19 protein-coding genes and 2 pseudogenes are annotated in these 20,250 nt (G+C 63.4%); 7 read left to right on the top strand and 14 right to left on the bottom strand.

The genetic code is table 11. From position 1 onward, the window contains the following. The 5 genes from NKJ89_RS26955 to NKJ89_RS26975 form a co-directional block, all read right to left on the bottom strand. Positions 1-214 (bottom strand): cytochrome b/b6 domain-containing protein (locus tag NKJ89_RS26955; RefSeq protein WP_352607061.1); only part of this gene is annotated, 214 nt, incomplete at its 3' end. A 305-nt stretch (positions 215-519) separates the two neighbouring features. Continuing rightward, positions 520-1,167 (bottom strand): helix-turn-helix domain-containing protein, encoded by a 648-nt coding sequence (locus NKJ89_RS26960; protein ID WP_352607063.1) that lies wholly within the window; start codon positions 1,165-1,167, stop codon positions 520-522. A 188-nt stretch (positions 1,168-1,355) separates the two neighbouring features. After that, positions 1,356-1,703, bottom strand: coding sequence for a hypothetical protein (locus NKJ89_RS26965; RefSeq protein ID WP_352607065.1), 348 nt, complete (start codon positions 1,701-1,703; stop codon positions 1,356-1,358). A gap of 2 nt (positions 1,704-1,705) precedes the next feature. Continuing rightward, positions 1,706-2,284 (bottom strand): hypothetical protein, encoded by a 579-nt coding sequence (locus NKJ89_RS26970; protein ID WP_023757314.1) that lies wholly within the window; start codon positions 2,282-2,284, stop codon positions 1,706-1,708. An 11-nt stretch (positions 2,285-2,295) separates the two neighbouring features. Further along, a complete protein-coding gene (locus tag NKJ89_RS26975; RefSeq protein WP_352607067.1) occupies positions 2,296-2,481 on the bottom strand; it encodes a hypothetical protein in 186 nt (61 codons plus the stop codon). A 154-nt stretch (positions 2,482-2,635) separates the two neighbouring features. Between NKJ89_RS26975 and NKJ89_RS26980 the strand changes: the two are divergent. Next, positions 2,636-2,785 (top strand): annotated as a pseudogene (locus NKJ89_RS26980) (hydrolase); the annotation flags it as partial. A 61-nt stretch (positions 2,786-2,846) separates the two neighbouring features. Here NKJ89_RS26980 and NKJ89_RS26985 read toward each other — a convergent pair. The 8 genes and pseudogenes from NKJ89_RS26985 to NKJ89_RS27020 form a co-directional block, all read right to left on the bottom strand. Then, positions 2,847-4,399 (bottom strand): annotated as a pseudogene (locus NKJ89_RS26985) (bifunctional aminoglycoside phosphotransferase/ATP-binding protein). Between the two features lie 50 nt (positions 4,400-4,449). Then, positions 4,450-4,641: a hypothetical protein gene (locus NKJ89_RS26990; protein ID WP_023757311.1), complete on the bottom strand. Its 192-nt coding sequence runs from the start codon at positions 4,639-4,641 to the stop codon at positions 4,450-4,452. 80 nt (positions 4,642-4,721) lie between these two features. Further along, a complete protein-coding gene (locus NKJ89_RS26995; protein WP_352607068.1) occupies positions 4,722-5,486 on the bottom strand; it encodes an ABC transporter ATP-binding protein in 765 nt (254 codons plus the stop codon). A gap of 25 nt (positions 5,487-5,511) precedes the next feature. Continuing rightward, the gene (locus NKJ89_RS27000) at positions 5,512-6,510 is read right to left on the bottom strand and encodes an ABC transporter substrate-binding protein (RefSeq protein ID WP_352607070.1); all 999 of its coding nucleotides are present in this window, start codon (positions 6,508-6,510) and stop codon (positions 5,512-5,514) included. A gap of 35 nt (positions 6,511-6,545) precedes the next feature. Then, positions 6,546-7,394 carry an ABC transporter permease gene (locus NKJ89_RS27005; protein WP_023757308.1) on the bottom strand — a complete coding sequence of 283 codons (849 nt, stop codon included), beginning with the start codon at positions 7,392-7,394 and terminating at the stop codon, positions 6,546-6,548. Between the two features lie 24 nt (positions 7,395-7,418). After that, on the bottom strand, positions 7,419-8,768 hold the full coding sequence (locus NKJ89_RS27010) for an LLM class flavin-dependent oxidoreductase (RefSeq protein ID WP_352607072.1): 1,350 nt from the start codon (positions 8,766-8,768) through the stop codon (positions 7,419-7,421). 45 nt (positions 8,769-8,813) lie between these two features. Next, the gene (locus NKJ89_RS27015) at positions 8,814-9,746 is read right to left on the bottom strand and encodes a TauD/TfdA dioxygenase family protein (RefSeq protein WP_352607074.1); all 933 of its coding nucleotides are present in this window, start codon (positions 9,744-9,746) and stop codon (positions 8,814-8,816) included. A gap of 486 nt (positions 9,747-10,232) precedes the next feature. Beyond that, complete coding sequence (locus tag NKJ89_RS27020) at positions 10,233-11,351, bottom strand: NAD(P)/FAD-dependent oxidoreductase (protein WP_352607076.1); 1,119 nt, start codon at positions 11,349-11,351, stop codon at positions 10,233-10,235. Between the two features lie 116 nt (positions 11,352-11,467). Here NKJ89_RS27020 and NKJ89_RS27025 point away from each other — a divergent pair, with 116 nt between their 5' ends. The 5 genes from NKJ89_RS27025 (at position 11,468) to NKJ89_RS27045 (ending at position 18,193) form a co-directional block, all read left to right on the top strand. Further along, positions 11,468-12,373, top strand: coding sequence for a LysR substrate-binding domain-containing protein (locus NKJ89_RS27025; protein WP_352607078.1), 906 nt, complete (start codon positions 11,468-11,470; stop codon positions 12,371-12,373). 88 nt (positions 12,374-12,461) lie between these two features. Then, the gene (locus NKJ89_RS27030; protein WP_352607080.1) at positions 12,462-14,540 is read left to right on the top strand and encodes a hydantoinase/oxoprolinase family protein; all 2,079 of its coding nucleotides are present in this window, start codon (positions 12,462-12,464) and stop codon (positions 14,538-14,540) included. 4 nt (positions 14,541-14,544) lie between these two features. Next, positions 14,545-16,530 (top strand): hydantoinase B/oxoprolinase family protein, encoded by a 1,986-nt coding sequence (locus NKJ89_RS27035; RefSeq protein ID WP_352607082.1) that lies wholly within the window; start codon positions 14,545-14,547, stop codon positions 16,528-16,530. Continuing rightward, positions 16,527-16,829, top strand: coding sequence for a (2Fe-2S)-binding protein (locus NKJ89_RS27040; RefSeq protein WP_352607084.1), 303 nt, complete (start codon positions 16,527-16,529; stop codon positions 16,827-16,829). The genes NKJ89_RS27035 and NKJ89_RS27040 overlap by 4 nt, the downstream gene beginning before the upstream one ends. After that, positions 16,826-18,193: an FAD/NAD(P)-dependent oxidoreductase gene (locus tag NKJ89_RS27045; RefSeq protein WP_352607086.1), complete on the top strand. Its 1,368-nt coding sequence runs from the start codon at positions 16,826-16,828 to the stop codon at positions 18,191-18,193. Before NKJ89_RS27040 ends, NKJ89_RS27045 begins: the two co-directional genes overlap by 4 nt. 40 nt (positions 18,194-18,233) lie before the next feature. Here NKJ89_RS27045 and NKJ89_RS27050 read toward each other — a convergent pair whose 3' ends face one another. Further along, positions 18,234-19,547, bottom strand: a complete 1,314-nt coding sequence (locus NKJ89_RS27050) for an NAD(P)/FAD-dependent oxidoreductase (RefSeq protein WP_352607088.1) — start codon at positions 19,545-19,547, stop codon at positions 18,234-18,236. A 223-nt stretch (positions 19,548-19,770) separates the two neighbouring features. Between NKJ89_RS27050 and NKJ89_RS27055 the strand changes: the two genes are divergently transcribed. Then, positions 19,771-20,247 carry an Lrp/AsnC family transcriptional regulator gene (locus tag NKJ89_RS27055; protein WP_352607090.1) on the top strand — a complete coding sequence of 159 codons (477 nt, stop codon included), beginning with the start codon at positions 19,771-19,773 and terminating at the stop codon, positions 20,245-20,247. Positions 20,248-20,250: the final 3 nt, after the last annotated feature.

Below are 20,250 nucleotides of genomic sequence, written 5' to 3' on the forward strand. Positions count from 1 at the left end.
AGGTGTGCCTGACAGGGGGTTGGGTGAAGATGCGCCAGCAAAGCCTGAGAACAATGATGGCAAGGATCGTCACGCCGATCGACATGTGGAGCGGAAGCCAGTTCATGGTCGCCATCCCCGGCCCGTTCATCGGTCCGAAGGCAATGGCGATCTGCGCCGCGAGCGCGATCACGGTTAGCCAATGCAGAAGACGAATGCTGAGATGCCAGCGCAAGCGAGGATTCTCTCTCAAATTTGAGGCCCGTCGATCGTCACATGCTCGCATGAGGCGTGATGGCGTTACCCTCTCCAATGGACCTAATCTGGCAAAAAATTATGGCGGTTCTTTACTGGACCCTCGATAACTATTGGAATCGTGTCGAGCGGATGGCCGATTGGCCGGACGAATTGCTTTCCAAGCCGAGCAGTGATCCTTCCCTCGTGACCGCACGGCACTAGTCAAGCAGAATGGTGCCTACATCGCCAATGGGTGCATGCCAACGCTGCGCGCCGTCTACAATCATGCCCGCAAGACCGCCCTCATTCACTCATGATCTGCAATGCGTCCTGCCTGACGATTTCGATGCTGCGCAGGCTGAGCAGGCGGATGACGCCCTTGTCCTTCAGTCGGGTGAAGACGCGTGACACGGTCTCGATGGTAAGGCCCAGGTAGTCGCCGATGTCCATGCGCGACATCGGCAGCTCGACCTGCTGCAATCCGCCTTGCCGCTCCGCCATATCGACCAGGAATGCAGCGATGCGTTCAATGGCATTCTGGCGCCCGAGGACCAACAGGTGTTCCTGCGCTCTCGTCAGGCCCTCAAGTGCCAACGGCAGCAGCTGGCGGGATATGTCCACGCCCGAGGCAGTCCGGAAAACCCGAACACTGGTGGCGTTGATCGCTTCGGCGAAGAAATGATGCGTCGTGCCGGCCTCAAAGCCGAATGTCTCTCCAGCCAGGTGAAAGGCGCTGATTTGCCGGCGGCCATCGGCAAGCAGGCGATAGATACGGACAGCGCCGAACTCCACCTGGTAGAAAGCCCCGGCCGTCTCGCCCTGGCCGTAGATTTCCGCGCCGGCGGGATAGAAGCTGAGTGGCTGCAGCGCTGTAGCTTCAACGGTCTCCGCCAGCCTTGGCATGGCGAGCCGTGACGGCACCAAAATTCTGGAGGTCGCATAGGCGTGCATGGCTGTTTCTCCCGGCTTGATCGGTGACACAGCAATCGCGCGAATCGAGAGATCGTGAAATTCGGTTATATCCCTACGGGAAACTACCTAGGCCGCGGCCGGAATAGCGCGGTAAAGCGCTCGAACTTCGCGCGAACTTGGCCCGCTTTCGACGGACCAAATGCGCGCCAATTCAGGTGCGTTTCTTTCTACTTGCCCTGGATCAGGTCCATGACAGGCGGAAACGTCAGCAATACACCCACCGCCAACAAGGCGAAGGAAACAGAGACGACTTTTACCATTTCCACGTTCTTTTCGCGCCACCTGCGCGAAAGGATAAACCAGGCAACCAACCAGACGACGACCGCGCTGGTCGAGACGCCGGACAGGCCACCGGTTGGCTTGTAGAACGTGAAGAAGTGATTGAGTGATGTAAACGCATCGCCGGCCAAGGCGAATATCCCCATCGCGGCAGATCCAATTCCGGCGGCCAGGATGGCGGCCGCACCTGGACCATTGGGAACCTCTTTAGTCCTGATAGGCGTGATATTGGCCATGACTATTGGCCCTCCTGTTCACCAGCGATGATCTCGATCATTGCGCCACCACGCACCGGAGCGTACTTGTTGAGAAACGCTCCAAAGGCTCCCGCGACTCCTGTCGCAACGAAAGCAACGACGGCAAAGCCGATGACGGCGGTGCGGATTTGCTTCTGCTTTGCCAAAGCCGGCCCGTATTTAGCAAAGACATAGGCGACCATGGTCATGGCAATTGGGGCAAGCCAAGCCACGTGTTCCTTCCACTCCATGCCCAAGCTGTGCCATGCGGACGTCTTCGGGCTGGAGGTCAGCAGGAACTTCGGGTAATCGGCCAGATCGGTAACCCCTTCGGGCACGACCGCCCGGTACCATGGGTATACAATGTAAGCACCCGACAGTACCGCACCCCAGGCAAGGACGACCATCACCGAGAGGTAAAGCAAAAGCAGATTGTGTTCTCTGATGGTTGGGACCGACGCGGCTCCAGGCGCGGACATTCGATAGAGCTCGGCCAGCGCTGCCGAAAACGCCAGCATAAAAAGCGCCCCAAAACCCATACCGTGGAACACCGTCATAAGATCGCGAAAAGAGATTTCCATGATGTCACCTCCTACGTCGACATGATTTCGATTAGAAACCCCTGGGGCATTTCCGCTTTGATCAGGATCAATTCGTAATGATCGTCGTCAATGGCAGGGATTGGCAGCTGTACTTGAGCAATACTGATGACGATTTGGAGGATGGATCGCGGGGCTGGCAATCCGTGAAACACCGGCCCGATCGCCGATCTGCTCACCGGGGAGCACTCCTCCGGGAAGCGGCAACAGGCTCTGCCCCTTCAGCGACGGCCTGGCCAACCGCAGCGACAAGGCATGCGCATCGATGTTGACGGAGATCAATGATGGCCGGGATCATTGCCCGTCGGATGGCGGTTCAATTGAGGACAGGCAATGCAGACGAATGCTCAGTACGACGCCGGCGTCAACACCAGCGGCTGCTGCCCCAGGTTCAATCCCGAGGGCTGGGACGGTCGGGAACTGCATTTCAACGACAAGCGATTCGTCAAAGCCATGACCCGCGGCGTCATGCATATATCGATGAACATGGGCATCCGCGGGCAGTTCGGACGCCTCGCGCGACCTCTTGTCCAACACCTTCCCGTCAGGAGGCTGTGCGCAGGGTTTCGGAGGCATCGCCATCGGAGAACCTCCTCAACTCCGCGACGATATCGGCAGGCTTCCGATCAGCGCCGACCTTGCGCCAGGTGGATTGAGTGCCATTTCTCCGTAACTGTCGCGAGAGGATATCTATGGTGGCGTCGGAGGGACCCCCTTTGCGCTCGCTGACCCGTTGCCAGAGAACAAGCGGATCCGCTTCCAGCCAGAATCCGGCGACAGCCACGCCCCTGTCACGTGCCGCCTTCTCGATAAGTTCACGATCGGCGGGCCTGTCAAACACGGCATCAGCGACAACCGATCCACCCTCCGCAAGGATCAGGCCGGCCCGCCATGCCATTTCGCGGTAGACGCGGTCGGAGACTTCTGGTCGATAGGCTCTATCCGGCAGCCTGGTTTCGGCCGGCACTCCGTGCATGGCCTTGCGGACGCGGTCGCTTTCGACGATGCGGGCACCGGGCGGCGCACCGACATGGGCGGCGAGCGCCTCTGCAATGGTCGTCTTGCCCGAACCGCTGAGGCCACCGATTGCGATCAGCCTTGGAGGCCCGCGTACGAGCAAGTTCGAGCGAGTTCGAAATAAGATCTGGCCTCGGCAATCAGTTTTTCGGAATCGGCGCTGCCTTCCTCGACCTGCGTTGCGGTGACATGCGCGCGCACCGCGGCTCGAACGGCCATGAAAAAGGGCAGGAGGATGAAGCCATCCTCGTCGTCAGCCTCGTCGAGATAGCGGTTCATCACCAGATTGGCGAAGTCCGGAAAGCCACGGTGCCAGAGGTCCATCAACAAGAAGGCTAGATCGTAGAGTATATCTATGCTGGCGATCTGGTCGTTGAATTCGATGCAATCGAAGAGGCGGGGTTCGCCATTGAAAAGACAGATGTTGCGCAGGTGCAGGTCACCATGGCACCTGCGGATCTTGCCGGCTGCTTCCCGGCGGTCGAGCAATCCGGCATGGCGGGCGAGGGCGGTGCGGAAGGCCTCGGCAAAGGTCTCGATCTCCACTTTTGTGAAAACGTGGCTGGTCGCAAAGCCGGCCTCATTGATGTCCAGCACGCCCGAAAGATTGGATGAGCCGCTGCCATCGTGGATCGTCGGGGCGGTGCGGTGGTAGCTGACGATCATGCGGGCAACCGCGGTCATCAGCGCCGGCGACAATTCTCCGCCAGTTGCCATCTGATCGAGAAGCTTCGACTGATCGAGGCGGACCATCTCGATCGCCGCGTCGACCATTCGGCCGGCGCCATCGAACGCAAGTTCGCCGTCGGCCTCGCGTGTGATGCGACGCACACCCAGATAGAGGCCGGGTGCGGTCTTCGAGTTGAGTTCCACCTCTTTCTCACAAGCGGCCAGCCTGAGCGTCGGTGTCGAGAAATCGACATATGGCAACTTGACCGCGCGTTTCATCTTGTAGGCGCGTTGGCCGACCAGAAAAATAAGCGAGATATGAGTTTCGATCGCCTCGACCGACCCGGCCGTGTCATATGAAGCAGGATCGAGCAGAAAAGCGACAGCGGCTTGCTGGTCTTCAACGATCATGTCTGCCTCCTTTGTGCCGGTGTTGCGCGCCGGCGTCCCGCATCAGCGCGCTAGTGCTGCAGCGTCTGGACATAACCAGCCAACCCATGGATACGTTCCGTGGTGACGATTTCTCCACCGTTTTGGCCGTATTTCCTGGTATCGCCAGGAAGGAATTGGCGCCCCCAGACCGGCATGTCGCGATCGCCATGCTCCGGCACCGTGGTGCGGCCGTCGATCACCGCGAAAACGCGCCTGCACAATTGGCACTGTGGGACGTCTGTCAAAGATCAGTCACTGCCGAGGGCACTGTGTGAATCTTGTACTCTGTAAGGGGCCTTGGTCAATGCAGGCCGAACTCACGCAACAATTCCTCACGATAGCGCACGAACCTGGTTTCGCTGCGGTCGCGCGGACGTGGCAGGTCGACGTCGATCAACCGCGCCGCACCGCCTTTCTCCTTGGGCAGGATCAACACCCGGTCGGCAAGATAGATCGCCTCTTCCAGATCATGGGTGACCATGACCATGGTGACGTTCTCCTCGCTCCAGATGCGAGCCAGTTCTTCTTGCATGCCGATCTTGGTCATGGCATCGAGAGCGCCTAGCGGCTCGTCGAGCAGCAGGATCTCGGGCTGCACCGTCAACGCCCGGGCAATGCCGACGCGCTGGGCCATGCCGCCGGAAAGCTGCCGGGGAAAGGCGTCGGCGAATTCGGCGAGACCGACGAGCGCGATGTAGAAGCGGGCCTTCTCCTCGGCGTCCGCCTTCGCGACGCCCCGCACCTCGAGACCGAAGGCCACATTGCCGAGTACGGTCAACCAGGGAAGCAGGCGCGGTTCCTGGAAGATCACCGCCCGCTCGGCGCCGACACCGTCGACCGGCTTGCCGTCGATCGCGACACGGCCACTGTCGGCGGCCTCCAGCCCGGCAAGGATGCGCAGCAGCGTGGTCTTGCCCGACCCGCTGGCGCCGACGATGACCAGGCATTCGCCGGAACGGACATCGAGGTTGAGCGTACGCAGAACGGCAAGCTGACGTCCGCCGAGTGTGAATGATTTCGACAAGTCGCGGATCGAGACCTCGCCGCCGCGGTTGGTGCCAGTCATTTCAGTCCCCAGTCCATCTCAGCCGTCAGTTCGTCTTGGTTTCGCCGCGCCGATACAGAATGTCGGCGGCCTTCAGATTGCCCTTGGCCAGGCGGCCGTCCCGCTCCAGTACGCTGACCCAGAAGTCGATGTCGCGGTCGGTCGCTTGTGCCCCTTCGCGCAGACCAAAGCCGGTCCAGTAACGCGCCAGGTCGCCATTTTCGCCGCGCTTGTCGAGGATGCTGGCGAGCACCTTGCGCGCTTCGTCCGGGTTCTGCCTCGACCAATCGGCGGCGCGGGCAGACTGTTCGACGAAGTGACGGGCAGCTGCCGGGTTGGCGGCGATGAAGTCGCGCCGCAGCACGACGAAGCCGCCGGCGAGTTCGCCCAACACGTCCGTATCGTTGAACACGCCGCGCACGCCGCCATTGGCAACCAGCGCGCCGGCGAAAGTTGCCTGCCAGTAGCCTAGCCCAGCAATATCGACCTGATGCGAGCGTAAGGTCTGCTCGAGCTGTGGACCAGGCACGACGACGAGGTTGGCGGCATCAGGCGGCAGACCGACGCTGTGCAGTGCTTCGCGTACCGTATAGTCGAGATGGGCGCCGAGTGTGTTTACCGAGATGGTCTTGCCGGCAATATCGGAGATCGATTTGATCGGGCTGTCCGCAAGCACGTAAAAGACGCTTTTCACATCCTTGTTGATGCCGTTGCTCGGATAGGCGGCGACGAAGTCGTTGCCGCCGGAGATCGAGTTGATCACAGCGGCCGTGGCTGCCGAACCGAGATCGACGCTGCCGGAGGAAAGTGCAAACAACGATTCCGGGCCGCCGGTGGCGTAGCCGACATTCTCCAACTCGACACCGAGGTCCTTGTAGTAGCCGAGCTCGTCGGCGAGCTCATGCGGGGAGATGCTGCCGCGGCTGGCGAGGTAGCGGAATTTGACGGCTGCGGCTTGCGCAAAAGCGAAGCGGGGCAGGCCGGCGGCGATGATGCCGGCGGCAACGGGAGCGCTTGCAAGCAGGGAACGGCGCGTGATTTTCATGATCCGGTCTTTCCTAGGATGAGAGGAGGGGCTGCTCAGTTGACGGGATTGCTCCAGCGGCACAGCCGCCGCTGCAGGATAACCAGAACCTGGTTGGCGATCAGGCCGAGGCTGGCGAGGATGACGATCGCCGCGAACATCAGCGGGATCTGGAAATTGTACTGCGCGTTCATCACCTGGAAGCCGATCCCCTTGTTGGCACCGATCATTTCGGAGGCGATCAACAGCAGCAGTGCCGTGGTGGCGCTGAGCCTCAGTCCAACGAAGATCGACGGCACGGCGCCGGGCAGAACGACGCGGCGGAACACGGTGAGCCGCGTCGCGCCGTAGACACGCGCCATCTCGAGCAGCTTCGGATCGACTTCCTTGACGCCGCTGGTGGTGTTGAGCAGCAGCGGAAACAGTGTCGCCCAGAAGATGACAAAAATCTTGGAGGTTTCGCCCAGCCCGAGCAGCAGGATGAACACAGGATAGAGCGCCAGTGCCGAGGTCTGCCGGAACAGCTGCAGTATCGGGTCGAGCGCGGTCTCGACCGCGCGCACCTGGCCCATGAACAGGCCGAGCGGAATGGCGACCGCGACGGCTGCTGCGAAGGCAATGCCGGCACGCTGCAGGCTGATGGCGATGTCGCCGAGCAAGGCGCCGCCAGCGAGCCCTTTCCACAGAGCGGCAGCGATCATGTCGATGGGCGGCAGCACAGCGGCATTCACCCACCCGGCGCTGCTCGCCACCTGCCACAGCACCAGAAACCCCACGAGGACGCCGTAACGTGACAGGAAGCGGCCTGCGGTCAAATTGCCGAGGCGCAGCAAATCGATACCGATGTTGGTCCGGTGTCCGTGCGTGCCGATGACGGTCGGCTGTTCGACGTTCTGCAAAGTCATCGTCTTGCCCTTCGCTTCAGAGGGTTATTCGGCGGCCAGCACGGTCGAGCGAGCTGATGTCCACGGGTTTTCGGGACGTCGGAGGCCAAGGTTCTCGCGCAGCGTCCGCCCTTCATAGGCGGTGCGGAACAGGCCGCGGCGCTGCAGCTCCGGAATCACCAAATCGACAAAATCGTCGAGCGCACCCGGCAGCCACGGCGGCAGGATGTTGAAGCCATCGGCCGCCTCATTGGTGAACCATTCTTCCAGTTGATCGGCCACCTGGGTGGCGCTGCCGATGACTGTGTAGTGGCCTCGCGCCGTCGCCACCCACTGGTAGAGCTGGCGGATCGTGAAGTTGTGCTCGTCGGCAATCTGGCGGATCAGCGCCTGACGGCTCTTCATGCCTTCAGTTTCCTTGGCTACCGGCAGCGGTCCGTCGAGCGGATAGCCGGTGATGTCGAGCGTCTGACCGGCCAGCGCGTTGAGCAGGGCGACGCCGTCCTCGGGCAGGATGAGACCATTCAACTGCTCATATTTGGCGCGGGCTTCTCCCTCGGTACGGCCGACGAAGGGTGCCACGCCAGGCATGATCAGCACCTGGTCGGGATCGCGGCCGACAGCCGCCACGCGCGCCTTGATGTCGCGGTAAAACTCTTGTGCCGTCTCGAGCTTTTGATGAGCGGTGAAGATCACCTCGGCCGAATGCGCGGCCAGCCCGCGCCCATCCTCGGACTGCCCGGCCTGCACCACCACCGGATGCCCCTGCACAGGGCGCGGCACGTTGAGCGGACCCTTGACGCTGAAATGCGCGCCCTTGTGATTGACGTCGTGCAGCTTGTCCTTGTCGTAGAAGCGGCCCGACCGCTTGTCGCGGATGAAGGCGTCGTCCTCCCAGCTGTCCCACAGCGCCTTGACGGTCTCGACATGTTCACGCGCTCGGGCATAGCGGTCGGCATGGTTGGGCTGGACATCGCGGTTGAAGTTCTGGGCGGTCTCGTCGCCGGCCGAGGTCACCACATTCCAGCCGGCACGGCCGTTGGACAACAGATCAAGCGACGCGAATTTGCGCGCCAGTGTATAGGGCTCCTCATAGGTGGTGGACGCGGTGGCGATGAAGCCGAGATGCGTGGTGAGCGGCGCTAGGGCTGCAAACAGCGTCACTGGTTCGAAACCGGCGATCTTGGCATTGCCGCCCTCGCGGGCGCCGAGCCCAACCGTCAGATTGTCGGCGAGGAAATAAGCGTCGAACAGGCCGCGCTCGGCGGTCAAAGCAAGCTGCTTATGGAATTCGAAGCTCGTGGCGCCGTCGGCCGGCGCGTCGGGATGGCGCCAGGCGGCAATATGCTGTCCGCCACCAGGCAGGAAGGCGCCAAGCTTGATCTTTCTGCGCATCGTCAGTTCCTCTTGTCGCAGGGAGTTGAAGGAGGTTCGCTCTGCTCAGGCGGCCTTGATCCTCGCCGGCTTGGCTGATTTCGTACGGCTGACGCTGCGCCGTCCGTCGACTGCAACGGGCACGTCGCCGTCGACAGTGGCGCGGCGCACGACCCGGCGCTGATCGCCGTAGTCATTGACGGCGTAGTGCTGCGTCGCGCGGTTGTCCCAGATCGCCACGTCCCCCGCTCGCCAACGCCAGCGGACGGTGTTTTCAGGGGCGGTAACGTAGGATTGGAACAACTCGTAGACCCTGTGGAAGTCGCTTCTGGACAAGCCAACGAACCGCTGCACGAAATTGCCCAGAAGGAGGGTGCGCTCCCCGGTCTCCGGATGCACCCGGACAACGGGATGCTCGGTCTCGTAAATCGTGGAAGTAAACACCTCATCGAAGTGTTTTGTTTCGGCTTCGGTCGCCCGGGGTCTCACCGCGGCGTAGTCATAGGCATTGCTGTGAACGGCCCAAAGATCGTCCGCGAAACGCTTCAGCGTTGGCGGCAAACTCTCATAAGCTGTGGCCGTGTTTGACCAGATCGTGTCGCCACCAGCCGACGGAATAACCACGCCGCGCAAGACCGAGAACTTGGGATAGGCGTCAACGAAGGTGACGTCGGTATGCCACTGGTCGGCGCGCCCGCCACCGCGGCTGGAGTCAAGCTCGAGGATCGACGCTGTGCCGACCACAGGCCCTTGCGTCGGATGCGGAACGAGGTCGCCGAGCTGTCGGGCAAAACGCTCCTGCTCGGCATCGTCAAGGTGCCCCTGGTCGCGGAAGAACACGACCTTATGGCGCAGGAGAAGCTGATTGATTGCCACCACGACCGCATGTGGCAGGTCACCGGATAGATGTACGTTGCGGATCTCTGCACCGACACGTGCTGTGAGTGGCGTGACGTCCACTTCCAGTGCGGCTGCATTGGTGAGATCGGGATTTGTCATGGTAATCTCCAGGCGAATTGAGCGTTGGTTGGGGAGTACTCAAACTGGCCGATGGCCTGCCGGCGTAGGGAGGAACTGGCCGATATTCTTGGGCATAATGGTTCGGTCCTGTCGGCTCTTGGAAAAAGTCAGTCGCAGTCACGACAACGACGACAGAGTAGTCATTCTACAAATTCTATAGAGAAACCAGATTGCGTGTTTTACTCTGCTATTGAAAATTCTCAGTCGATAAAGCGCGAAGAGGATGGCTGAGATGCCAAGCCGACCGGCGCACGGGCTTAAGGTTGAACCGAGCAAGGCAACTGAAACCGGCTGACAATCTAATCTTAGTCTGAGGTGCGAAGCGAAGGCTGGAGAAGGCAAGGCAACCGCAGACGTTGCCGGCGGCAGCATTTGCCCAAAGCACAGTTCATCCGGCGCCATGATTGAGCCTGACGTTCCGTGCCTTCTCGGGTGTGACGCGGACTGAAGCTTTTCGCCGCAGCTTCAGATACCTTGGTTGAATCGATCGACCCTGAAATCGCCGAGCGGCGTTTCGCAACGGTCGGTCGTGATGAGTTCGGCCATGGCGTCGCCCACGCCCGGGCCGAGCTGGAAGCCGTGTCCGCTGAAGCCGAAGGCGTGGAACAGGCCCGGCGTCGTCGCCGAGCGCCCCATGACCGGCAGCATGTCCCTGATATAGCCCTCGCAGCCGGACCATGTGCGGATGACTGCGACCCGGGCGATTGCCGGCAGCAGCCGCGCGACGGCGCGCAATTGCAACGGAAGGCGCATGGGATCGGCGACCGCATGGCCTGGATCAAGGCTCACCGACACTCTTTCGGCCGCGCCGCCGAAGACGATGTTACCCCGCTCGACCTGGCGCAGATAGGCGCCATGCTCCTTGTTGCGCGTCCAGATGCCCACCACCGGCAGAATCCGATGGGGCAGCGGCTCGGTAACACCCATCTGCGGACCGCGGGCGTCGATCGGTACCTCTTCGCCGAACTGTGCGGCAATGCGCGCGCCCCAGGCTCCGGCAGTGTTGAGCAAGCAGTCGGCGGCGAATGCACCTTTCGAACTGGCGACAAGGAAACCGCAGCCCGTGTACGTGATCTTGTCCACCTCGGCTTCCTCGACGATTTCGGCGCCGAGCTTGCGTGCAGCTTCGGCGAAGGCCGGCGCGATCAGCCGCGGATTGGCGCTGCCATCTTGCGGCGAGAACGACGCCGCGATCGCCTCGGGACCGAGTCCGGGAAAGCGCGCGCTAATCTCGCGTGGGCGGAGTTCCTCCAGCTCGAGCCCCCACGGTCGCGCGGCTTGCGCATAGGCCCGCATGTCGGCAAGGCTTCCTTCATCGAAGATCAACCGGATGTGACCGGTGGCGCGAAATTCCACGTCACGGCCAAGCATTCTTTCGGCCTCGCCCCACAACCTGAGCGAGCGGTGGGCGAGTGGAAGCTGGGACAGATGGCGCCCCGTGCGCCGGATGTTGCCGAAGGAGGCGACTGTCGCTCCGGTGCCGATCCGGTTGCGCTCGACCAGCGTCACGCGCGCGCCACGCCTAGCAAGGAAATAGGCCGAAGCCGTTCCCATAAGCCCGCCGCCCAGCACGATCACATCCATAGTCGTTTCCCAGTGCAGAGCGGCTAGTCCTTGGACGTGCCCATCTTGTTCGCGCCGCGGTGTTGCGTCAAAGATGCGTTTGGACAGAAGCCATAAGCTTTACCTATGGAGTGGCAATGCGGGCCCGGCAGCTTGAAGTGTTCATCGCCGTCATGCGCGCGGGCACCGTGACTGCCGCCGCCCGGATGCTGAACATCTCCCAGCCCGCCTTGAGCCAGATCGTCATCCACACCGAGGATGAACTCGGCTTCACGTTGTTCGAGCGCGTCAAGGGCCGGCTGCGGCCGACGCCCGAGGCACTTGAGATATTCGGCGATGCCGAAAGGCTGTCGGCGGGGCTGGAGGGTTTGCGCCGCAAGACTACCGACCTGCGTCTTGGCCGGACCGGGCTGGTGCGGGTCGCGGCCTCGCCGCCGCCCGCCATGGCGATATTGCCGCGCGCTTTCACCGGATTCCGGGCGCAGCATCCAGAGATACTGCTGCGGTCTCATATGGCTCCGATAGCCGCGATCATCGACATGCTGCGTGCCGGCGACGTCAGCCTCGGCGTGGCCATGGACGACCGCCTGCCTCCGGACATCGAGGCCGAAGTGATCGGCAGCGTCGGCTTCGCCTGCCTGCTGCCCGCCGGGCATGCATTGGCCGTCAAAACCGAGCTGACGCTCGCCGATCTCGCCAGCGAGGACTTGATATCCTATCGCGGAAACACCCGCCCCGCCGACGAGTTGGCCCATGCCGCGCGCGCACAAGGTGTGGTGCTTTCGCCGTCGCTTGAGATCGACGTCTCCATTTCGGCAGTCGGCTTCGTCCAGGCCGGTCTAGGCATCGCGCTCGTCGACGCGCTGCTGCCATGGCACCAGTTTGCCGGGCTTGCCGTCCGGCCGCTCGCGGCAGGCCCAGAGTTTCCGATCGCGCTGCTGACGTCGCGCACGCGGGCTCTTTCGCGGGCCGATGAGATGATGCGCGACCAAATCCGTGTGGCCTGCTCCCTCGTGCTGGGCGGTGACAAGGCAAGGGCATAAGCAAGACTTATATCGTTCGTCGTCATACGTCTTGGACCTCGCCATCCTGTCGTGTCAGCTTTGGATGGCAGACAGGAAGGGACGCATCATGGATGGTGCCATCGCGGTGGATGAGGTGCAAAACGAAGCCGACTGGAAGATCGGCGTCGATATTGGCGGGACATTCATCGATTTCTGCGCGCTGGAAGCCCGTTCCGGACGGGTAGCGTCGCTGAAAGTGCTGACGACGCCGGAAGATCCCGGTGCCGAGCTGATGACGGGCCTCACGCTTCTTGCCGAACGCGAAGGCTTTGATCCGACCCGCATGACGCGCTTCGTGCACGGTACGACCGTTGGCATCAACACCATCATCCAGCGCAAGGGCGCATCGCTCGCGCTGTTCACCAATGCCGGCTTCGAGGACGTCATCGAGCTGGCGCGGCTGCGAATGCCGGACATGTATTCGCTCTTCTGCTCGCGGCCGGAGCCGCTGATCTCGCGCGACATGGTTTTCGGCATTCCGGCCCGCATGCGTGCCGATGGCAGCGAATCCCAGGCGCCGGACATGGCGGCGGTAAAAACGGCGGTGGCAGTGGCGAAGGAAAACGGGGCGCAAGGTATCATCGTGTCCTTCCTCCATGCCTGGCGCAACGCCGCTCAGGAAGCCTCGGTGAAGGCGGCGATCGCGCGTCTTGCGCCGGAGCTCTTCGTCTTCTCCTCGGCCGAGGTCTGGCCGGTCATCCGTGAATATGAGCGTACCTCGACCGCCATCCTCAACGGCTATGTCCATCCGCGCGTCTCGGGCTATTTGACGGCGCTGGAAGAGCGGCTGAAGGACCATGGCGTGCCGGCCCGCCCCATGCTGACTAAGTCGAACGGTGGGCTAATGAACGCTGCCGAAGGCAAGCGCGCCTGCGTGAACATGCTGCTGTCGGGAACTGCCTCCGGCGTCATCGGCGCCTCGTGGCTGGCGCGTCAGGCCGGAGAGGACAAGATCCTTACCCTCGACATTGGCGGGACCTCGGCCGACTTCGCTCTCATCATCGACGGCGAGCCGCAATTCGGGACAGGCGAGCTGATCGGCGAATTTCCGCTCCATATCCCCTCCGTGTCGGTGAGCTCGATCGGTATCGGCGGCGGTTCTATCGCCAGTGTCGATGCGCAGGGGGTGCTGCGGGTCGGACCGGAATCGGCGGGTTCGACGCCAGGACCCGCGTGCTACGGCCGTGGCGGCGAGCGGCCGACGGTGACGGACGCGATGGTGGTGTGCGGATGGCTTGGTCACAGCGAGATGGCCTATGGCCAGCTCAGAATCGATACCGGCCTGGCCCATCGCGCGGTCGGCGAGCTTGCCGCCCGCCTCGGCCGCCCCATTGAGCAGACCGCGCAGGCAATCCTCGACATCGCGGTGTCGGAGATGTTCGTCGAGGTCGAGAAGCTTGCTTCGCGCGCCGGCGTCGATTTGCGCGATTTCACGCTGATGCCTTTCGGCGGCGGCGGCCCGATGCTCGGCGCCTTTCTTGCCCGCGAGCTCGGCATGAAGCGCGTCATGGCGCCGCGCCGTCCCGGCGTGGTATCGGCGTTGGGCGGTCTGGTGGCGGATCTGCGCGGCGACTTCATCCGCACGGTCTTCACCCCATTGTCGGGCGCTACGCTCCCCGCAATTGGCGAGGCGTTCGAGGCGCTCGCGCATGAGGGGCGCGGCTGGCTTGCGGCGCAGGGGCACGACTCGGCAGCGGAACTCACTATCTCCTGCGACATGCGCTACTTCGGCCAAAGCTATGAGATCGAAGTCGTCCTTTCGCCGCAATGGCTGGCAGACGGCGACGTAGCCGCTATCGAGCAGGCCTTCCATCTTACCCACCAGCGGCTTTACGATTTCCACGATCCGGACGGCGAGATCGAGCTTGTGGATATCAGGCTGTCTGCCATAGGCGCCGGGCCGAAACTCTCGCTTCCGGAGACCGAAGAGGTGGACGTTGCGGCCACCCCGGCGCGCCGTCTCCCGGTCTACACCGGTGCGAGCGTCGAAACCGTCGATCTCCACGACCGCCAGGCTCTCGTGTCGGGCAGCACATTCGACGGACCTGCCGTGGTCGTTCAGGAAGACACCACTTTCGCCATTCCCGCAGGAGCGCATGCACGGGTCGACCGCTATCTCAACCTTCTGTTGACCTTCGCGGAGTGAGGCCATGTTTGATCGGACAAACCTTCAGGTTCTCGCGAACCATGCCCGCGCGGCGGCTGAAAACATGGCTCATACGCTGCACCGCACAGCGCACTCCGCCTTCGTCAAGGAGACGCAGGATTTTACGGTCATGCTGATGGATCGTTCGGGAGCGACCTTCGCCGTGCCGATGGAGCTTGGCGCTACCTGGTATCCGGGGCTTTCCTATCACCGCGCTATCGCGATGGTCGGCGACTACCGGCCGGGTGACGTTGCCTTCACCAACGATCCCTATTCAGGCCACGTCGCCACGCACGCGCCCGACACCCATTTGTGGAAGCCCGTCTTCGTCGATGGCGAGATCGTCGCCTGGACGGGAGGGCACATCCACAATACCGACATGGGCGGCGCGGTGCCGGCCTCGCTCAGCCGCGCGCTGACCGAAATTCATCAGGAGGGTATCCGCTTTCCGCCGATGAAGCTGGTGCGGGAAGGGGTCTTCGATGAGACGATCCAGCGGATCATGAGCACCAATGTGCGCAAGCCAGATCTCAACATCGGCGACATCAAGGCGCTGGTCGGCGCGCTCAACACCGGCGAGCGCAAGGTCCAGGCAATGGTGAGGAAGTTCGGCAAGGCCGGCTTCGTTGAAGGCGTTGCGGCTCTTCTCGATCATGCGGAGGCGCAGGCGCGCGACGTGCTGCGCTCAATGCCCGACGGCACATGGGAATTCTGCGACTATGCCGACGAGGATTCCGTCGAGGCCAATCCGTGCCGGCTGAAGCTGACACTGACGATCAAGGGTGATGAGGCGGTGCTCGACTTCACCGGCTCCGATCCGCAGCTCGGCTCCTCGCTCAACGTGCCTTCGGGCGGCGACCCGCGACACACCATGCTTTTGGTGGGTGTCTACTACGTGCTCTACACGCTCAATCCGAAGATCCTGCTCAACACGGGTCTGACGCGGCCGTTCACCTGCATCGCACCCACGGGGTCGGTGCTGAATCCGATACACCCCGCGGCTGTCGGCATGCGCTCGCTGACCTGCGCCCGGCTGCGGTCGGTCATCTTCGGCGCCTTCTCGCAGGCACTGCCGGAGCGCCTGCCCGCGGCGCCGGCCGGCAACAACTGCATAGTCAACGTCATGACCACGGACGAGCGCACCTACCGGACCATCATCACAGCGGTGAATCCGGTGGTGGGCGGCGGCGGGGCGATGCCGCATCGCGACGGGACCAACGGATCGGGCGCCGATGCCGCCTATCTCAAGAACACGCCGATCGAGATCACGGAGACCGAGACCCCGGTCGAATTCGTGAAATACGGGCTCGCCAAGGACAGCGGCGGGGCGGGCCGCTGGCGCGGCGGGCTGGCGACCGAGATGGCCTTCCGCGTCTTTGCTCCCGACTCCAGGATCACGGCGCGTAACCGCGACCGCAGCTTCTTCCGTCCCTGGGGCGTGCTGGGCGGCAAGGCCGCCGGCCTGTCGGACATGGTCGTCAATCCAGGGACCGAGCACGAGCGGCGGCTGGGCAACATCGACACCGCGGTTCTGCAGCCCGGCGACGTGCTCGAGATCCGCTCCGCCGGAGGCGGCGGGCGCGGCGATCCGCATCAACGCGAGGCCTGGCGGGTCGCGCAGGATGTGCGGCGCGGCTATGTGTCACCGATTGTTGCCGAGCGCGACTATGGCGTCGTCATTCGCGATGGCGAGGTCGACGAGCAGGCGACCGCGAGGCTGCGCGCGGGGCACAAGCCGTCCGCTGGCCATTTTCATTTCGGTACGGAGCGGGAAGGCTACGAAGCGCAGTGGACTCCGGCGGCCTATGATCGGCTCACCGCCATATTAAGGGACCTGCCGATCCATTGGCGGTTCTTCGCCAAGACGGAGATCTTCCGTCGCATGAAGGGGCGCTCCGGGCCTGAAGGCGTCCAGGCGGCGTTCGATGCGGTCTGCGAACGGTTCCCCGAACTGCCCCGTCCTCGTCCGGTGCAAGAGGCCGCGGAATGATCACCGCCGGCCGTATCGTCCGGCTGGCAGAGCGCGACCGGGCGGCGGTGCATTTCTTTCTCGACGGGCAGACCGATAGTGCTCTCGCGGGCGATACTGTGTTGACCGCGATGCTGGCGCCAGGACACGCCTTGCGAATGTCCGAGTTCGGACCCGAGCCGCGCGCCGGCTTCTGCCTGATGGGAGCCTGCCAGGATTGCTGGATATGGCAGGAGGAGGGGCCGCGCCTGCGGGCGTGCACAACCCTGATCGCCGAAGGCATGCGGTTGCGCACCACGCCGCCGCAGAGTTGGCCGTGAGTGAGGCCCCGTTGCCGCGGATCGTAATCGTGGGCGCTGGCCCTGCCGGCATAAGGGCGGCGGCGGCGCTTGTCGATGCGGGCCTCCATCCGGTGGTGATCGATGAAGGGCAGCGCGCCGGCGGCCAGATCTATCGTCGCCCACCTGAAGGGTTCGTCCGCACGCCGGAGCAGCTCTACGGGTCGGAGGCGGCGAAGGCGCGCGCATTGCATGCGCTCTTCAACCGACTGGCCGAGGAGGGGCGGCTCACCCATTGCGCTGGAAGCTCGGTCATCGCAGTGCAGGAAGGTCGGCTGCAAGTGCTGGGGGAGGGCGGCGTGCAGGTGATCTTCCACGATCGCCTGATCTTTGCGACCGGCGCCTCCGACCGTGTCGCTCCGGTCCCGGGCTGGCAGAGTGCCGGCGTCTACAGCCTTGGCGCGGTGCAGATCGCGCTCAAGGCGCAGGGCGTGGCGCTGGGGCAGCGGATCGTCCTGATCGGATCGGGGCCTTTGCTAACGCTGGTCGGCACTCAGCTTGTCAAGGCTGGAGCGAATGTGGCGGCAGTATTGGATACCTCTTCCTGGCACCAGCAAATGCGGGGGCTCTGGGACCTTGCCGCCCGGCCGGTCGTCGCGCTGCGCGGTCTGGTCCTGCGGGCGAGGCTCGGCGGCCGCTACCATGCGGGCGTGACGCTCGAACGGATTGATGCCGACGGGAAGGGTGTCACAGCGATGCGCTGGCGCGACGCCGGCGGAAGGCAGCGTCTCACTCCATGCGACACGATAGGCATGGGCTGGCACTTACGGGCGGAGACGCATCTGGCCGACCTGGCGGGATGCGCTTTCACCTATGATGAGCGGTGGCGGCAATGGCTGCCAAAGACCGACCGGATGGGGCGTGCCGGCAGGGGCGTCTACCTAGCAGGCGATGGGGTTCGTCTTTTGGGAGCGGACGGCGCGGAGATCGCGGGGCGTCTGGCTGCGGCGGCATGCCTTGCTGATCTTGGATTGCCAGCGCCCTCCACGGCGGGCGATCTGCGCAAGCTCTCGCGGCTCGAGCGCTTCGCCTGCGGCCTGGCTCGCGCCTTTCCTTGGCCGGCGGCGATGGTGCGGGCACTCCCCGACGACGCGGTCGTCTGCCGCTGCGAAAACGTGACTGCCGGAGCCGTACGTCAGGGTGTGGATTTCGGCGGGGGCGAGGCCAACAGGGTGAAGTCGCTATCGCGCATCGGCATGGGGCGATGCCAGGGGCGCTATTGTCAGTTGGCCGGTGTCGAACTTATCGCGGCGCAGACCGGCTGCACGCCTGGCGCTGTCGGCCGGTTCCGCGGGCAAGCGCCTGTCCGCCCGGCGCCTATCGGCGCCTTTCTGCGGGACGGCTGATGCGATCCGTGCCGTCCTGGGATGTCTGCCTGTATCAAGTTTAGAAATCGGCAACCTTCCCCCAGGCCGAAATGTCGAAGCGCCTGGGATCATAGGATTGCGGATCGACGATCGGTTTGGAGCCGGTCATCAGATCGGCGACGAGATGCCCGGCGCCGGGTCCGATGCCGAAGCCATGCCCAGAGAACCCGGCAGCCAGGAAGAAACCCGGAACTGTATCGATCTCGCCGATGGCAGGCACGCCGTCCGGCGTGCTGTCGATGTAGCCGGCCCAGGCCGCGCTGATCCTGGTCCGGCGCAGCGCCGGCAGCAGCTCGAGCGCTCGCGCGTGGGTCAGGCGGATGGTCGCCTGGTTCGGAGCCGGATCGAGAATACGCATCCGCTCCATCGGCGTCGGCCGGTCGAGCCGCCAGCGTCGGAGCGTTTCGTGGCCGGAGCGCATGCCTTGCAGGCCGCCAGGCGCGAGGCTGCGCCAGCGCTTCAGGAACATGGGCAGGAATTGCGGCGAGAAGCGCAACTGCTGCGGCGTCACGTCCACGCGCCCGCGTCCGCTTATGGCGAGCGTGTAGCCGCCATCGCTACGACGCGTGGCCGAGATATTCGCCGTGTGCAGCGCATCCGGCAGACCCTCCGCGCCGGGCGATACGGACAGGATGGAGGAACGGATCGACGCCTGTGGAAAACGGAAACCGAATTGATGGCAGAAGGAGGAGGCCCAGGCGCCGCCGGCCAGCACCGCCACCTTGGTCCGGATCGTTCCACTTTCGGTGACCACGCCGCTCAGGCGTCCGCCCTCGGTCTCGACACCGCGCGCGGCGCAATTCTGGTGCACGGAGCTCCCAAGCTCGAGGATGGCCCGGGCGACCGCGGGCGTGGCCCGCGATGGATCGGCGGTGCCGTCGGTCGGCGAGAAGACGCCGCCCTTCCAGGTCCGGCCCGTGGCGCGGCCTCGCTCGCTGGCTCCGGCGCCGTCGAGCATGTGCGTGGTGACGCCGGCCGTCCTGGCGAAGTCACGCCAGCGCGCCCAGCCGGCCAGTTCCGCCTCGTCATTGCTGAGATAGAGCAGACCGCAGCGGCGAAAGCCGGTTTCCGCTGCAAAACTGTCCCACAGATCGAGGCTGCGGGTCGCCATAGGCAACTCGCGGGCGTCGCGGTTCTGCTGCCGGCACCATCCCCAATTCCTGGAGGACTGCTCGGCGCCGATGCGTCCCTTTTCGACAAGCGCGACCTTCATGCCGCGCCGTGCCAGGTAATAGGCCGCGAAGACACCGACGATGCCGCCGCCGATCACCACCGCGTCCGCGGTCTGTGGCAGGTCGCCAGATGTCTCGATTTGCTGCAATGGTGCGCGCATGGTCTCTCTGCCTTGAAGTGCCAATCTACCGTGTTGCGCAGGCAGCCGCTGCCGCAGTTGAAGCCGAAGCAGAATTTTATTCCGGCAGCTCGGTCGAAATCGGGAGCCGATGCGTTTCAAAGCGCTGTCCGCTTGGATGGACAGGCCAGCGGGCTGTGGTAGTGTCAATGCCTATGAGCAAGGCAGCATTTTGTGCTGTGGCGTGCGTTCTGCGGAGACGAGCGTGAAACTGGATCGGATCGATATCAAGATTCTACACGAATTGCAGAAGAACGGCCGCATCACCAATGTGGAACTGGCTGATCTGGTGCATCTGTCGCCGAGCCCGTGCCTGATGCGGGTCAAGAAACTGCAGTCGGAAGGCTACATCGAAGGCTATTCCGCGCAGGTCAATATCGGCAAGCTTGGCCAGACGCTGACCGTGTTCACCGAAATCACCTTGAAGAACCATCGCCAGGTGGACTTTGCCCGCTTTCTCGCGGTGGTGGAGAAGATCGACCAGGTCATTGAGTGCCACCTCGTGTCGGGCGGCTACGACTATCTGATGAAGTTCGTGGCCGCCGGCATCGGTGAGTATCAGACGATCATGGAGCGGCTGACCGACATGGATATCGGCATCGACAAGTATTTCAGCTTCGTGGTGCTGAAGTCTCCCATCGTCAAGGCGCATATACCGTTGCCCAGCCTGTTTCCTAGGTAAGGC

The sequence above is a fragment of the Mesorhizobium sp. M0047 genome (assembly GCF_040323315.1).
GTDB lineage: Bacteria > Pseudomonadota > Alphaproteobacteria > Rhizobiales > Rhizobiaceae > Mesorhizobium.